This window comes from Lysinibacillus sp. FSL W7-1291 (assembly GCF_038593415.1).
Taxonomy (GTDB): Bacteria; Bacillota; Bacilli; order Bacillales_A; family Planococcaceae; genus Lysinibacillus; species Lysinibacillus fusiformis_D.
The window spans coordinates 358,980-375,399 of the sequence record NZ_CP151994.1 but is presented as its reverse complement, the minus strand read 5'-3'; the positions used below and the strand labels follow the sequence as shown (position 1 = coordinate 375,399).

General features: G+C 35.7%; 16 protein-coding genes. 9 read left to right on the top strand and 7 right to left on the bottom strand.

The window, feature by feature from the left end; translation table 11 throughout:
- Positions 1-128: 128 nt before the first annotated feature.
- From NST76_RS01825 to NST76_RS01810, 4 genes are all read right to left on the bottom strand, one after another.
- Positions 129-1,238, bottom strand: a complete 1,110-nt coding sequence (locus NST76_RS01825; protein WP_271912199.1) for an amidohydrolase — start codon at positions 1,236-1,238, stop codon at positions 129-131.
- Between the two features lie 205 nt (positions 1,239-1,443).
- On the bottom strand, positions 1,444-1,587 hold the full coding sequence (locus tag NST76_RS01820; RefSeq protein WP_170829843.1) for a hypothetical protein: 144 nt from the start codon (positions 1,585-1,587) through the stop codon (positions 1,444-1,446).
- 192 nt (positions 1,588-1,779) lie between these two features.
- On the bottom strand, positions 1,780-2,328 hold the full coding sequence (locus NST76_RS01815; protein WP_036117859.1) for a superoxide dismutase family protein: 549 nt from the start codon (positions 2,326-2,328) through the stop codon (positions 1,780-1,782).
- Positions 2,329-2,517: 189 nt separating this feature from the next.
- Positions 2,518-3,294, bottom strand: a complete 777-nt coding sequence (locus NST76_RS01810; RefSeq protein WP_036117861.1) for a 3D domain-containing protein — start codon at positions 3,292-3,294, stop codon at positions 2,518-2,520.
- 298 nt (positions 3,295-3,592) lie between these two features.
- On the opposite strand from NST76_RS01810, the gene NST76_RS01805 reads away from it, so the two are divergent.
- The gene (locus tag NST76_RS01805; RefSeq protein ID WP_141905175.1) at positions 3,593-3,772 is read left to right on the top strand and encodes a YjfB family protein; all 180 of its coding nucleotides are present in this window, start codon (positions 3,593-3,595) and stop codon (positions 3,770-3,772) included.
- 35 nt (positions 3,773-3,807) lie between these two features.
- Positions 3,808-4,959: a response regulator gene (locus NST76_RS01800; protein WP_271912197.1), complete on the top strand. Its 1,152-nt coding sequence runs from the start codon at positions 3,808-3,810 to the stop codon at positions 4,957-4,959.
- 59 nt (positions 4,960-5,018) lie between these two features.
- On the opposite strand, the gene NST76_RS01795 is transcribed toward NST76_RS01800, so the two are convergent.
- Positions 5,019-6,035 (bottom strand): GGDEF domain-containing protein, encoded by a 1,017-nt coding sequence (locus NST76_RS01795; RefSeq protein ID WP_271912195.1) that lies wholly within the window; start codon positions 6,033-6,035, stop codon positions 5,019-5,021.
- Between the two features lie 294 nt (positions 6,036-6,329).
- Between NST76_RS01795 and NST76_RS01790 the strand changes: the two genes are divergently transcribed.
- The 5 genes from NST76_RS01790 (at position 6,330) to NST76_RS01770 (ending at position 13,942) form a co-directional block, all read left to right on the top strand.
- Complete coding sequence (locus NST76_RS01790; RefSeq protein ID WP_051891569.1) at positions 6,330-9,371, top strand: ATP-binding protein; 3,042 nt, start codon at positions 6,330-6,332, stop codon at positions 9,369-9,371.
- A 136-nt stretch (positions 9,372-9,507) separates the two neighbouring features.
- A complete protein-coding gene (locus tag NST76_RS01785; protein ID WP_036117873.1) occupies positions 9,508-10,197 on the top strand; it encodes a response regulator transcription factor in 690 nt (229 codons plus the stop codon).
- Positions 10,194-11,180, top strand: coding sequence for a sensor histidine kinase (locus NST76_RS01780; RefSeq protein WP_036117876.1), 987 nt, complete (start codon positions 10,194-10,196; stop codon positions 11,178-11,180). Before NST76_RS01785 ends, NST76_RS01780 begins: the two co-directional genes overlap by 4 nt.
- A gap of 169 nt (positions 11,181-11,349) precedes the next feature.
- Complete coding sequence (locus NST76_RS01775; RefSeq protein ID WP_036117879.1) at positions 11,350-12,111, top strand: ABC transporter ATP-binding protein; 762 nt, start codon at positions 11,350-11,352, stop codon at positions 12,109-12,111.
- Positions 12,101-13,942: an ABC transporter permease gene (locus NST76_RS01770; RefSeq protein ID WP_036117882.1), complete on the top strand. Its 1,842-nt coding sequence runs from the start codon at positions 12,101-12,103 to the stop codon at positions 13,940-13,942. The genes NST76_RS01775 and NST76_RS01770 overlap by 11 nt, the downstream gene beginning before the upstream one ends.
- A gap of 152 nt (positions 13,943-14,094) precedes the next feature.
- Here NST76_RS01770 and NST76_RS01765 read toward each other — a convergent pair whose 3' ends face one another.
- Positions 14,095-14,535, bottom strand: a complete 441-nt coding sequence (locus tag NST76_RS01765; RefSeq protein WP_036117885.1) for a DUF2269 family protein — start codon at positions 14,533-14,535, stop codon at positions 14,095-14,097.
- A 172-nt stretch (positions 14,536-14,707) separates the two neighbouring features.
- Between NST76_RS01765 and NST76_RS01760 the strand changes: the two genes are divergently transcribed.
- Positions 14,708-15,349, top strand: coding sequence for a YfbR-like 5'-deoxynucleotidase (locus NST76_RS01760; RefSeq protein ID WP_080717022.1), 642 nt, complete (start codon positions 14,708-14,710; stop codon positions 15,347-15,349).
- Positions 15,350-15,449: 100 nt separating this feature from the next.
- Positions 15,450-15,962 carry a zf-HC2 domain-containing protein gene (locus NST76_RS01755; RefSeq protein ID WP_101966956.1) on the top strand — a complete coding sequence of 171 codons (513 nt, stop codon included), beginning with the start codon at positions 15,450-15,452 and terminating at the stop codon, positions 15,960-15,962.
- A 57-nt stretch (positions 15,963-16,019) separates the two neighbouring features.
- Here NST76_RS01755 and NST76_RS01750 read toward each other — a convergent pair whose 3' ends face one another.
- Positions 16,020-16,358, bottom strand: coding sequence for a zinc ribbon domain-containing protein YjdM (locus NST76_RS01750; protein ID WP_036117890.1), 339 nt, complete (start codon positions 16,356-16,358; stop codon positions 16,020-16,022).
- Positions 16,359-16,420: the final 62 nt, after the last annotated feature.

Below are 16,420 nucleotides of genomic sequence, written 5' to 3'. Positions count from 1 at the left end.
CGTTTTCAAGTAGCAATAAAAAGCAATGCAAACCCTTGAATATCCATACATTTAAGAAAATGTTCATGCAAAAAAAGCTATATGAAAAAATAAATTACATTTTTTCATATAGCTTAAAAATTATTTTTTTATTCAGGTTTTTTTTCTAATACACAAGCAAGTACTTTTGCAGCATCCATTAAAGCACTACGATCAAATGTCATCTTAGGATGATGTAATCCTGGCGTTAGGTTTGCCCCGATTCCAATCATCGCTGCTTTTAATTCTGGCTTTTTCACTGTATAGAAATGGAAATCATCACTACCTGGTGTCGTTATTTCATCCGCTAAATGTTCTTCACCTAAAGTTTCAATGATGGCAGCCTTCGCCATGTTTGCCGCAATTGGTGAAACTTCAGCACCTGGCGTAAAATCAACCCAATTCCAAGTCATATCAATTTCAAATTGTCGCTGTATTGATGTTAAACCAAACTCAATTTTGCTGCGTAGCAATTCGAGTTGTTGATTGTGTTGTGCTCGAATATCCATTGAAAAGCTAGCATTACCTGGAATAATATTTGTACTACCTCCATCTGCGATAATTTTCGTTAACTTCGCAGAATGTGGTTCAAATGGAGATAAATGAATACTGTGTAGCATTTGTTGCACAGCCATAATGACATCAATCGCATTTTTACCTTGGTGAGGTCTAGCGCCATGTGCATCAATGCCTTGAATAGTCCCCTCTAAAAAATAAGCTGCACCATGATGGATTGCTGGCGAAACTTTACCAAGTGGTAATTCTTCAATTGGTCTTAAATGGACTCCAAATAAATGTGTTACCCCATCAACCGCTCCTCGATCGAAGGCTGCACATGCACCATTTCCTAATTCTTCAGCAGGTTGGAAAATGAAACGCACACGATGTTGCAATGGGCGATCCTTCAGTAGTAGTAATGCCCCAAGAACCATTGTCATATTGGCATCATGTCCACAAGAATGATTCGCTTGCCATTTTCCATCAACTTCTTGCCATAAAGCATCGATATCAGCGCGGACTGCAATTATTTCTTCACCTGTTCCAATTTCAGCTATTAACCCAGGTATGTCACCTAGTAAACGATAACTAATCTGTAATTCATCCAGTATCGAAGCGATTTTCTTAGTTGTCTCGAACTCCTTCCAGCTTACTTCTGGATATTTGTGAAAATGATCAAACCATTGATAAATCGTTTCTTCTACTGTTAAAGCTTTTGACATAACTACACCTCTATACGCATTTTTGTTTCCCATTATACATGAATCTATTTCAGAAAAGTACATATGCCTTAAGACCTAACTAAAATAGTAAAGGGATGTATTTCATTATTATGCTCCTAACAAGCTGTTTATAAATAGAGGTGCAGAAAGTAATGGGCTATGTTAAAAGTTATCATCACTTTCAACATAGCCCATCAAATATTCATTATAAACTTGTAAAAAACCCTTCTGGATATTCTTCATAATGTACCTTCACCATTTGCTCCTCATTTTTTTCTTCCTCTTCATAGAAATCAAACTCTTGATCCATTAAATACGTTTCAAATTTTGAATTTAACAATTTCCCCATTGTATCACTCCTTATTTGATTGAATTTTCTGATAAAAGAATTATACAATAGTAATTTAGCAAAGTGCAATAAATAATACACATTATGCATTATAAATATAAAACTGATCTCATCATTAGATAGAACACCATTTTATTCCATATAATAAAAAACTGCATCTAATAATTATTAGATACAGTCTTCCACATCATTTTATTGAATTACACCGCAAGCAATTCTTGCTCCAGAATTACCTGCTGGATCTGTTTTATAATCGTCAGCTGATTCATGAATAACAATAGCACTGCCATCGCTATCTAATAACGAATTTGGTTGATCTTTTTGTAAAGTCAATCCCTCAGCTAGGAAATCTAAATCAACATTACCATCCTCACCAATCTCTAAATTTGGTAAATCCCCTAAGTGATAGCCGTTTGGATTTAATTTACCATGCTCTTTATTAGTTGGATTAAAGTGTCCACCAGCCGATTCAAATTTAGGTGGTTCACATTTCCCTACTTCATGAATATGAATACCATGTGTGCCTGGCGGTAAGCCAGTTAAGGCCAGCGTCATTCTAACGCCATTATCCTCTTCTTGAAAAAACGCATTCCCATAGCTTTCGTTATTTGCACCAATCACTTTTGCAGTAGCCGTTAAGGGGGACGTCGCATTTACAGGTAACTTTTCTTCTTTATTAAAGAAACTACAACCACCAACAAAAACTAATAAAGAAATGCCAATTAAACTTATTTTTTTCATAAAAAATTCCTCCTCTATTTCTGATGATTACCAACTTACCCAGTACTTATGCACAAAACAAATAAATACGACCTCCTCCTCTCCTAGGAAAAAGGAGTATTTTTAATCTCTGTACATCGTTTTTAGTATGAAATATTTTTGCTGAATCAAAAAAGGACTTCCCAAAGCTTGAGAAATCCCTTTTCATAGTTAATCTAAAATTTTTACTGTTACGTGTTTCACACCCCATTGGAGTGCTTGTCCTTCAGTAGGAATAAATACATCAATTTTATTACCCTTAATAGCTCCCCCTGTATCAGCTGCTATCGCTTCACCATAGCCTTCCACCCAAACTTTTGTACCAAGAGGAATAACTCTAGGGTCTACTGCAATGACTTTTAAGTTGGGATTAGATCTAATATCTGTGCCATTTGCGGTAATACCTGAACAACCTTCACAATAGGCCGTATATGCAGTCGCACGCATTGTCAATGTTTTACCAGAACCAGTTGCTGGAGCACTTGCCGGAGCACTTGCTGGTTTAGTTGTAGTCGTTGTAGCAGGTTTTGCAGCTGCAATTCCCTCAGAAGTTTTGGGCTTTGGTTTTGCAGCCGAAGCCTTAATAGCCAATGACTCACCAGCTAAAATTAAATCTGAACCAAGGTTATTCCATGCTTTTAGTTCATCAACCGTCACATTATTTGTACGAGCGATTGAAAATAATGTGTCACCGCCTTTGATGACATATTCATCTTCATTTGCCGACTCTGTTTTTGTTGTCGTGTCCTTCACTAAATCCAGCTCTGGATAGAACCACAACGACTCCATCTCATTTAGTTGCTGGAATTCTCCAACCGTTAAATTATAAATCTCAGGAATTGCCCATAGTATATTGCCTGGTGATTTGTCCTTCGCAGAGGAAGGACTTGCATACAGACTCAAACCAAAGGTCATCGCTACTGCTAAAGCTAATGCTTTTTTCTTCATGTTTAGTAATACCTCCATCATTTTATTATTTGTTGCAAATCTGCTGCTAGCACGCTAGAGTTGAAAGCTCTACTATGACAGCAACCATAAGTTTGCAAATTAATAACTCAGGGTTATCCGCCTGATATTAGGAATTATTACTATAAAAACGGAAAAATATACAATTTCAATTAATTTTTTAGTAATTCGCAGATTTTGAGGGTAAAAAATCTATAATTTTGTAGCACAGTTTCGGACTTTTTTATATTAGATATTTGCTATTTTTAGCCGATAAATAAAGAAAGGGGGGAATGTAGAAATGGAAATTAATTCACTCATGTCATCACAGCTGATGGAGCTTCAACAAACCGTACAAATGAGCGTAATGCAAAACGCACTCAATTTGAACACATCTACAGCTATTGAATTATTACAAGATCTACCTCAGCAAGTTCCTACACATCCATACAAAGGATCAAGAATAGACATCTCAGTCTGATAATGCAGCTATATTTAGCGGAAGGTGGTCCTTATATGATCCGGGTAATTGTGATGGACGATGAACCATTAGCTCTTGTTAATATAAAAAAACATTTAAATGCATTTGATGACATTGAGGTCATTGAAACGTTTACTACAGCAAAAGACTTACTGATAGAAGGACCTACCTTAGACTTTCAAGTAGCCTTTTTAGACGTTGAAATGCCAGGTATGAGCGGTTTAGAAGTTGCACAACTAATAAAAACATGGGACAAAAACATCTGTATCATTTTTGTAACTGCCTATCGAGACTATGCTGTTCAAGCATTTGATGTACAATCTCTTGATTACTTATTAAAGCCGATTTCGAAATCTCGCTTAGAAACGACGATTAATAGAATTCAAGAGCTGTTCCAGAAAGATCTAACATCAGCAGCTCAAACTCATCAAAAGCCTTCGCTTACGATCAGATGCTTTGGGGAATTTGTCGTTTCTTATGAAGAAAAAGCAATTCATTGGAGAACGATTAAAACAAAAGAATTGTTTGCCTTTCTTTTTTTACAGCTTCATATGCCAGTACCTCGTGATACCATCCTAGATACACTTTGGAGTGATACGGATATTAAAAAGGCAAGAGTCCAATTGCATACTACCGTTTCATACTTGCGTACAACGCTTTCATCGTATGGTTACTCTGATGTGATTGAATATACGAATGGCTGCTATATTTTGAAACTAGAGGATTTTCAATGTGATGCCCATGATTTGGAGTATATTTTAAATACTAAAGCAGAAACAGGAAGATTGGATATCGAGAAGGCGGAGGAGCTCATCCAAAATTATCATGGTGAGTTTATGGCGACATTGGACTATTCATGGACTGCTAGTAAAGCTAACTTAATGAATAAACAATTTACTCAATTACTCGATGAATTGATTCATTATTACACTAAAAACCGGAATTTTAAAAATAGAGAACGTTCATTATTGTTAGCTTTAGAGTTAAATCCATATTCCGATAAAACTGTTCAGCTATTAATTCGGCATTACACTGAGATTGGTAATCGTGCTGAAGCCATAAAAATGTATCATTCTTTTAATAGCCTTTTATTGTCAGAATTAAATGTATCACCCACTCAGGAGACAACAGACCTTTTTCAAAATGTTGTACAGGCACAAGCAAAGGAGCTTGAAAAAAGTATATAACCCATCATGTTGAGGATAGGAAAAAGCATGCTAGTGTACAGTACTAGCATGCTTTTACATTATTTAACAATCATTTGTCTCATATTTCTAACTACACATAAACAGTTACGTCCTGATTGTTTAGCTTTATACAAAGCATGGTCTGCAATTTCTATCAATTGGTTAGGACTCTGGATATTTGGTGTAAAAGCCGTAATTCCAGCAGACATGGTTACGGGTCTACCACATGCAGTTTCTTGTAAGGCTTGCTTAATCCGTAGACTTTCTGCTAATTGTACAGCATCATCTATGTTCATTGAAGGCAGGATGACCATAAATTCTTCTCCGCCATATCTAAAGCAAAAACCTTGATCCCCCACACTGTTTTGCATATTAATAGCAAAGGCTTTTAAAACTTCATCCCCTACTGTATGACCATATGTATCATTTATACTTTTAAAATCATCTAGATCTATTAAGATGATGGCATGCGGGACCTTATCTACAATCAATTCATGTAAAGTTTGATCCATTCTTCTGCGATTAGGGATTCCTGTTAATGAATCTAAGTTTAATTGCTCTGTTAAATCAGAAATTTTACTTTGCGAGCAAATCACCATTTTTTGTACATTGTTTTTCAACAGCTTTGCTTCATAATACCAATCAGCAATCTCCTCAGTCTCCTGGCCCTCTTCACCTACTTCAATTTTTGTTGAAAGATCTTTTAGAGGCTGTGTAATTTTGATAGCTAACCATACAGTTAGGCCCAATACAGCTGCTACAACTATGATGATTGGGACAATAATTTTCTTAAAAAACAAACTAAAAGAAACCATTCTTTCATCAAGTAAAGTATCAACTACTTGTTCCATATACGGTTCTAATGAATGATCATTTGTCTTAGCACCTTGTAAATAGTCTTCCGTAATTGTAGAGACTTCCTTTACATAGATTTCTTGCATGTCTGTTTTATTTTCCTTCAAAATTTCATTAAAATTTCGATAGCTACTCCAAATACTAATACTAGATGTCGCGAGTACAACGACAATCGTCATACTAACAATAAGAAACGATAACTTTAACTTGAATTTACCCACAATAGATCATTTCTCCCATTGAGATGATTTTTTCGTTAAATCTTATCTATGTTTCAACTCAAAATTTAATATATTTATTCAATCATCATAAGCCATATCTCTTAAAGAAAACTTAAAAACTAATGAGATTTTACTTTTTTTCAGATTAATAGGAAAAAATCGATAGTACTACGACCCCCATATAGTTCTATTTATATAGGTTTAAAGTATTCTTTTACACCCCTTCATATTTCCTTTTTTCCAATTCCATGGCATGGTAGATGAAGTTATTTAAGAAATACATTAGGAGGGAAAATGGCTGTGTTGAGAAAAACGACTATCCGACATCTACTTATTATAATTGCCATTTTTATAGTCCTTACTTCTTTACGATTGCTATGGTTAAACTACTTCCTGCCCTCTAATCATCAGCCTAGTGCCCAAGGTGGTATTGTAGATCTGAACAATCAGGACCTTTTGAATGAAGAAGTTCTTTCTTTAAATGGCGAATGGCTCTATTCCCCTGGACAGTTCGTCAATCCTGAAAATAAAGGAAGTAGTCAAAAGACCAATATCGAGGACCATACTATCCAAACTCTTCCTACACTAAAAGGCGGGAAAACAATTCACCCCTACGGCACTTATCAACTAAAAATTCTGCTACCTAATCTTGCAGATAACAGCCGATATGCCATTCGTATTCCTGCTATCTCAACCGCCTCTTCCTTGTATATAAATGGCGAACTTGTAGGACAGTCAGGTAAAGTGGCAGATAACAGGCAGGATCATAAAGGGCAAGCTGCACCCTACACAGTTTATTTTACAAATACGCATTCTGAAATTAACATCATGCTTCATGTATCTAATTTTGATACATCTAAAAGCCCAATTATTAATAAAAGGATTTCATTTGGCACTGCGTCAGCGATGACTCATCATCAATTAATTACAGGTCTATCTCTTTCAACAATTGTCGTTATGCTAATACTGTTTGCTCTTTTTAGCATACTTGTATTTCTGTTCATCTATAGGAAACCTATCGTTTTACTATTTACATTTGGCTTTCTACTACCCTTGGCAGATGAATTAATTACGTTTGATCGCTCTCTGCTAGATTGGTTGCACCTTGATTATGTATGGTCCTATAAGCTTTCTTCTATTATTTTTCTCGGAGCCTCTTTTTTCTTTGTTCAATTTATGAGAGTCCTCTTGGTTAAATATCACAGCACTAAAACATTTCAATGGATTGTTGCCTTTTATGTACTAGACGCTGTATTCATTATAATTTTACCAATGTCGTGGCTGGTACCTACTAAAATGATTTTCTTTGTACTTTATCTAGTGTCCTTTCTCTACGTCGTGGTACTGGCTCTTAGAGAGTATTTAGAAAACCAAAAAAGGAGCTCTGCTTTTATTGCTCTAACAGCTGTTGGTACAACAAACGGTATTTTATGGGGATTAATCAAATCTATTTACGTATTTGACATACCTGTTTATCCATTTGATTATTTATTTGTTATGCTCGGTTTTTCTAGTTATTGGTTTAGACGTTTTCATGAGAACTCCCAGCAAATCCAAAAGTTAGTCGCAAAACTACAAAAGGAGGATACTTTGAAAGATGAATTTCTCACAAGTAATGCACAGAAACTGTGGAGTCCGATGAATAGGATGATTACCCTAGGTCAGTCTATTTATGATAATCCGAAGAATAGACTTGTAGCTGAAGATCATCGAAATCTTAAACATCTGATTGATATAGGGAGAAGTATGTCCTTCACATTAAACGACATACTGGACTATACCCGCTTAAAAGAGGGTAATTTACATCTTCATACACAAAGTGTAAACCTTCAAGGTGCTGTTTATGGGGTCTTTGATATGCTTCGTTTTATTATAGACGGAAAGCAAATACATATGGTATCATCGGTACCTCGAAATTTCCCAAATGTGTTAGCTGACGAAAATCGTCTTATTCAAATCCTTTTTAACCTTTTGCATAATGCGCTAAAATATACAAGTGAAGGCTCTATAGAAATTACCGCTCGTGAGGAACAGCATATGGCCATTATCCACATTCGTGACACTGGACAAGGAATGGACGATTTTGTGAAAAGTCTTGTGTTTACACCTTATGAACAAGGTCAAGAACATGATGAAGGCATTGGAATTGGGCTTCTCATTTCAAAAAAACTAATTGAGTTACATGGTGGTACGATGCATATACAATCTGTTCAAAATAAAGGATCAGACATTTATTTTACATTACCGCTTGCAGATGAAAGTAAACAGAGCGAACATACATCCTACATGTTTCAAGATAATACTCAGTTACCAACTATAGAACAAAGGCTGTCCACAGTATCAGAAAAGCATTTCAGTATTTTAATGATTGATGATGATCCTACAAATTTAACAACGATGAAAAGTATATTTTCGAAGTCTGAATACAAAGTTACTACTGTTACAAGCAGTGAGAAAGCTTTAACGCTCATTCAGCAAGCCTCATGGGATTTAGTGATTGTGGACGCAATGCTGCCCTATATTTCAGGCTACGCTGTAATCGAAAGAATACGAAAACAATACTCATTGCTCGAATTACCTATCTTATTACTAACAATAAGAAAGCACCCTGAGGATGTTTATACAGGCTTTGCCTATGGGGCCAATGATTATGTAACAAAACCTATTAATGCATTAGAGTTAAAAGTAAGAAGTCGCGCCTTAATTGATTTAAAATACAGTATTCAACAACACTTACATTTGGAAAGTGCCTGGCTTCAAGCTCAAATCCAACCACATTTTTTATTTAATACGCTCAATACGATTGCTTCTCTTAGTACCATTGATACTGATAGAATGATTGACTTAATGCACCATTTTGGTGAGTATTTACATGCCAGCTTTGATGTTCGTAATCTTCAACGAGTTGTACCGCTAGAGCACGAGCTCGAGTTAGTTCACTCTTACCTTTACATTAAACAACAGCGATTTGGGGAATTAATTCATATTGAATGGGATATTGATGAAAATATAGAAATTGAAATACCCCCCATTTCTTTACAGACTTTAGTTGAAAACGCCATTCGACACGGTATTTTAAAAAAGACAGAAGGCGGTACTGTTTGTATCCGTATTAAAGATTACACAACTTATATAGCCATTAGCGTGATTGATGATGGTGTGGGAATTAGCCCTAGTCTATTAGAGGAATTACAAGCAAATCACGAAACTGCATGCTCTGGTATAGGTATACGAAATACGGATTTACGCCTTAAAAGAATTTATGGTCAGCGATTACAAATTCAAAGTACAGTCAATCAAGGCACAAATGTAACCTTCCATATTCCCAAAAAATAATAAATAAGAGTCATTACATCCTCTTTCCGAGTTTGGAGTGGCTCTTATTCCTTATTTCAAATTACAATTCTTCTATAGATTTAGGGAATCAGGGTACATTATACATATAGAATGAAGAAAGGAAGGATCGATAGATATGTACAAAATATACATAATAGAGGACGATGTAAATATTGCTTCACTAATCGTTGAGCATTTATCCAAGTACCAGTATGAATGCTATCCTGTCCAACAATTTCAGCACATTATCGAAGAATTTAATGCCATTCAACCCCATCTAGTCATTATGGATATCAATCTCCCAACCTATGATGGCTATTTTTGGTCACGAAAAATTCGTCAGCTCTCAACCTGCCCCATCATCATTGTTTCTGCCAGAGTAAATGATATTGATCAAGTATATGGTATTGAAAATGGGGCTGACGACTTTATCACGAAACCTTTTTCATTAGACGTCTTTATGGCAAAGGTTAATGGATTACTCCGACGCACATATGGTGAATATGCTTCAACCGAAACAACTACCATGACCATAGCTAATACTACATTAAATCCAGATACAGTTCGTCTTCAGGCAGAAGGTAATGAGAGCCTGTTAACATTAAAAGAAATGCAGCTAAGTAAGCTATTATTTGAAGCCTATCCCAATGTTGTGCCTCGTCAAAAGCTACTAAGTGCTATTTGGGATGATGAAGCCTTTGTAGAGGAAAATACATTGTCCGTGAACATTGGTCGACTACGTAGAAAAATGGAAGCAATCCACTCACAACTTGAGATTAAAACCATTCGTGGTCTAGGTTATCAATTAGTGGAGGAAGGTAAATGAAGCTATTCTTTCGAGAACATCTAAGCATTCTTATTCTCTATGGCATAAGCTTTCTGCTATTACCTTGGATTATTCATACTTTAGATGACCTTGCGTCACACTATGGCTACTTTATCTTTCTTGCCAGCTTTCTGTTTAGTATATGGCTACTAGGTCGTTATTATCGTAGACGAAAGTTTTATAAGCATCTACAGAAAGATATCCACACACAGGAGGATCTTCATCTGTTTGAACCACGTGCACCAATTGAACAAGTTTATAGCGAAAGATTGAGACAAATACAGTATCTATTTTTAACTCAGCAACAACAATTAGACGAACAAGCACAAGAAAAGCAATTGGTTCTATCACATTTTGCACATCAAATGAAGACGCCATTATCTGTTATTCAATTAATTGTTCAATCCGCATCCAACAAAACTACTGAAGAATTACTACAATGGCAAATCGTTAATAAAGAATGCGATAAACTGACATTTACACTTAATCAGCTATTAACGTATGAGCGCACATCTCATTTAGTAGCCGATTTAAAAGTTGAACCCATTGTTTTAAAGGAACTAGTGCAGGAGGTCATCAATGATTTGAAGGATTACTTTATCATGAATGACATTTTTCCAAAAATGATGCTTGCTGAAAACCATATTATTTATTCAGATCGAAAATGGTTAAAAATTGTACTTTATCAAGTGTTCAATAACGCCATTAAATATAGTGACATAGCAAGCACAATTCAAATTCATTATGACAACGCCACTTTACACATAAAAAACTATGGTGAAACAATCCCTACTAGCGAAATATCACGAGTGTTTGATTTATTTTATACGGGTATGAAGGGGCGAACGAGTGGCGAAGCAACAGGTATAGGATTATATTTAGTGAAAAAGATATTAACTACATTAGATCACCCCTTCACTCTTCAATCCTCTGACCGTGTTACGACTTTTTCCATAAATTTTTCAAACAGCCAAAAAAAATAAACATAGGAACTGTGTCAGCCAAGAGGGCTTTTTCTACTATGACGTCATCCTTTATCAACATGAACGAAGATGACAACTTTGTCATCTTCACGTCATCAAGCGAAATAGGTTATATCCCGCTCCTTTTTTATACTAAAGTTATCTAATGATCATAAAGGAGTTGTTTCAAGTGGGGAATACAATACTTCAAGTAACCAATTTACAAAAAGAATATATCGGTGAGCTCACATATAAAGCGTTAAACGGAATTGATTTTCAGCTAAGTCAACAGGAATTCGTAGCTGTCATGGGTCCTTCTGGTAGTGGAAAAACAACATTTTTAAATAGTGTATCTACTATTGATCGGCCTACTGCTGGTGATATCATCATCAATAATAGAAATCCCTATGTCTTAAATGATGAAGAACTCGCCCAGTTTAGACGCTCTGAACTAGGCTTTGTTTTTCAAGATTTTAATCTTGTGCATACACTAACAGTGAAAGAAAATATTTTATTGCCATTAACATTAGATAGCTTTCCTGCACCCAAAATGCGTCAGCGCTTAAAGCATGTCGCTCAATTTCTTGGTATCGAGGAACTGTTACCTAAACGTATTTATGAAATTTCAGGTGGACAAAAACAACGAGTAGCCATAGCTCGAGCTGTTATTCATGAACCTAGCCTATTGTTAGCAGATGAACCTACAGGAAATCTAGATTCAAAGGCGGTCAATGATGTGATGAACTTATTTACCTCCATTAATCACGAGCTCAAAACAGCTATTCTCATGGTGACCCATGATCCTTATGTAGCCAGCTTCGCCAATCGAATTATTTTTATGAAAGATGGCAAGTTGTATAATGAAATACATCGTGGCAACAACCGCAAGCAATTTTACCAAGAAATAATGGATACGCTTGCTTTTTTAGGTGGTGGGCATCATGAGCTTTAATCACATCGTCCTTCAAAATATTTTACGGGACAAATGGACATACGTTTCTTATTTCTTAAGTAGCATGTTTTCCATTATTATTTTCTTTTTATTTTCTGTGATCGTCTTTCATCCAAGTCTGAAAAGCTTAGACCCCGATTCGACACTTGGTATCTCACTGATGTTAGCTAGTATGCTCGTTTATTTATTTTCTTTTATTTATATCACCTATTCAATTATGGCGTTTTTACGTAAGAAGACCAAAACGCTAGGAATATTTATGATTACGGGAGCTTCCATGAAGCAAATTCGTAAGCTTGTATTCCGAGAAAATTTGTTAATTGGCATTTTAGCTATTCTATTTGCGATCGTTCTCGGACTTGTCATTACGCCACTTTTTTTAATGGGGGCAAAGGTTGTTTTAAAGGCAGAAACGTTTGGTATGTACATGCCTCTACAAGCAATTGGCTTAACGATTGGCTTATTTCTGATTTTATTTGTGGTGATATCGACAGTCATAACGAGGTTCATTAATAAAGAAGCATCTATTCAGCTCTTAAAAAGTGATACGATTATCGAAAAATCGATTAAGCCGCATTATGTGTTGTTCATTTTAAGCATAATGATAACTGGTATATTAGCGTACTTCTTAAAAACTGAGCATGCCATTGTAGACACGCTAGGTATTCTCTATTATCTGTTATTTTTCACTAGTATTCTTTGTACAATTCATTTAGTCATCGCACAGGGCTTGAGGCTATTTTTAAAAATATTTGAAAGGTCCCCTGCCTATCTTCGTAAAACGAATATGCTGTTGGCATCCAATTTAAATGCAAAAATGAAATCACATGCAAATATGCTGTTTCTAATCACTATCCTATTAAGCGGTGTCTTTCTATGCACTAGCATTTTATTTAGCTCTTATTACAATGTAAAAAAGGATAGTGAAGAAAATTACCCGTATAGCTTTCAATACATTGCTGATCCAAAGGCTGACGACAATATGGTAAAGGCTGATCTTGATTATCTTGAAAATAATCTATCATCGGTTCGTGCACAAAAGTTTTTTATTGAATTTAAATCAAATGAGGATCAACGCATTGGCTATATGGCATTATCGGATTATAACCTGTTACAACAACAGGAAAATGTCCTACATCAAAATGAATTTATTGCTGTAGCAGGAAGTCGAGGTGTAGCGACTATAACAGACAATGCCAGTGACCCGTATATAAAGTCGTTCAAACTTACTAAAACGATTGAGCAAAATCTGCTATCTACTGGTTTCCAGCATAGTTATTTCATTGTACCTGACAGCATCTACCAAGCCATAGACTACCCAGTTTATAAAACCTATATTTATGAGCTAGACAACTGGGCTGCCCATATAGAATTGGCGAATATAATTACTAAAAACATACCATCTCTACCTGGAGAACGTTATGTTACTTCCAAAATTGATTTGTATGACACGGAGATGTTTATCAAAAGCGTCATGTTCTTTATAGGCTCTATGTTAAGTTTAATTTTCTTAAGTGCTGCCATGAGTATACTGTATTTCTATTTGCAAACTACATTACTACAGGAGAAGGAAAAGTATATTGGCATCCGTAAGCTAGGGCTTTCCAAAAAAGAATTAGCTACCGTTATTGCCAAAGAGTTAGCGATCCTTATATTTGTGCCGTTCACTATTGCCATTATGCTATTGCTGACGACATTATTGTCTATGCGTACAATGGTCTCTACGGCATTTTTACAGGTTTCCATGGCTAGCTCTTGCTGTTTCTTTGTGCTTTTCCTCATTAGTTACCTATTTATTCGTAAAAGCTATTTTAAACGCCTTGTAAGCTAAAGAGGCTGGACTACAACTTTGGCCATCACGCAATCTAGATACAATTAACAAATAGATATACGCAGAAAACCCGAACTATGACAAGATACTAATTGTGTTTTGTCAAATAGTCCGGGTTTTATTGGCTAAAATCTTTTTGTTCCATGCTCTTTTTACCAGAAAATCGGCTTTGCTACCATTAACCAAAGCATGATAAGCAATAATAAAATATACATCCACGTTTTACGCTGTAAAAGAGAAACAAATTGTTGTTGATTATAAGAAGGCGTATTAAATGTACGTAACGTCGGTTTAAACGCTCTAGCTAAAAATACAATGGATGCAAACATCACAAGGAAGGTCATGACAATCCATGAAGTATTCCAATGATAGCCTGCATACCACATTAGCAAAATACCTGAGGCTACTAGGACATGTCCTGAATGTTTAACAATAGCAATAGCCCCTTTAAACGCTTCTATATATGGTGGCATTTCATCATTGGAAGCTGTGCGCATTTTTTTAACAATCGTTAACACAACGAACAAAGGCCCAATCGAAAGAACGGCACTTAAAATATGTATATAAAGAAGAAGTGTATAAATGGAAAACATGATGTGTACTCCCCTTTTCATCAGTCCTCTACATTATAGCACCCAACCTAAGTCTACTTTATCAGCAATTGTGAATCCTTTGTAAACACAGCTTGAATCATTGTTAAATTGTTTGAAAACTGCACAAAGAGGGTATTGTTTATAGTAACATGCATTTATAGAACAAAAAGGAGTGATTTTTATAGGAATTCATCAATTTTTTACAAACCTTAATGACTTAGAGCGTATCATTCGCTGCCCTGGTCGCTTCAAGTTCGAAGAGCATAATGTGGCTGCCCATTCTTGGAAAGTCTCACAATACGCAATGTTCTTCGCAACATTAGAAGAAATGAATGGAGCAGAAGTGGATTGGAAGTCCTTATATGAAAAAACCATCAACCATGACTTTGCTGAAGTTTTTATTGGAGATATAAAGACCCCTGTCAAACATGCGAGTCCAGAGCTAAAGCAAATGCTAGCACATGTGGAAGAAAAGATGATGGAAAAATTTATTATCAATGAAATTCCACAAGAATTTCAGGCTATATTTTTTGAACGGATGAAGGAAGGTAAGGACAACACGTTAGAGGGGCGTTTGCTCGAATTTGCGGATAAGCTCGATCAATTTTATGAAGCTTTCGCTGAATTAAAGCGTGGCAATACTGACAAAGAATTTGTCTATATGTACCAATCAGCCCTTTCAAAACTTTTGGCGATTCCACTTGAAGCAACAGTGCAATATTTCCGCACAGAAATTTTAAAGGATGCAGTAAAGGAAAAAACGCATATCGATATTCAAGCCTTAACAGATGAAGTACTAAAGCCAAATAAATAAGATGCATGTACAAGTTTTCCGATTGAAAAATTCACGGAAGGCTTTTTTTATTTTCTAAAAAAAATCGTATAATGAGAGGACATGGATTGGAGGGAAAGTATTGTCACAGGAATGCTCGATTGTAGAAGATTTAATACCTCTTTATAAAAAACAAAAGCTCCAAGCACCGACGATAGAATTTGTAGAACAACATCTAACAACTTGTCAGCAATGTCAGCGGCTAGCCCATTCACAGCCAACTCAAGATGAATACTTACCCATGAAAAGAACATTATCCTTTTTTCACATCATATTTATTGTGTTATCTTTTATGTTTGCCATTAATTCATCCTTACTCGGCAATCAAAAGGGCTTTGTTATCTCATATGCACTTTTCGGTTGTCTTTCTTACCTTTTCTATAAAAACATCTGGATTGTCTTTATCATAAGCTCCGTGCCTGTATTTGTTTGGGCTATCATTAATAATCTAAATAATGGGCTCTATATTACAACCTATTCCTTCGCAGAAATAGGAGCACTCGTGATTGCAGCCGGCTACATCGCTCTTTTACATACAATTTTCGCCTTATTAGGTGCTGCTTTTGCCATTCTACTACGTAGGGTTTTTCAATAAATAATTATACAAAAAGCACCTTAAACTGATTTCTAAAGTTTAGGTGCCTTTTGGTTTTTATGCTTTTTTCACGAATTCTGACTTTAATTTCATAGCACCAAAGCCATCAATTTTACAGTCAATATTATGATCGCCTTCTACAAGACGAATACTTTTTACCTTTGTCCCAATTTTTAAAGTGGAAGAACTACCCTTCACCTTTAAATCCTTAATAATGGTAACTGAATCGCCGTCAGCTAACAGATTGCCATTTGCATCCTTTACAATAAGTGCATCCGACTCCTGTTCTGATGCGTTCATACTCCACTCATGTGCACATTCCGGACACACATAGTTTACGCCATCCTCATACGTATATTCAGAATGACATTTTGGACAATTTGGATAAGCTGCCATTTCCGCTTCCTCCTTTACATATTTTCTAGGAAAATCCTCTTTATGCTCCTATCTTTACATAA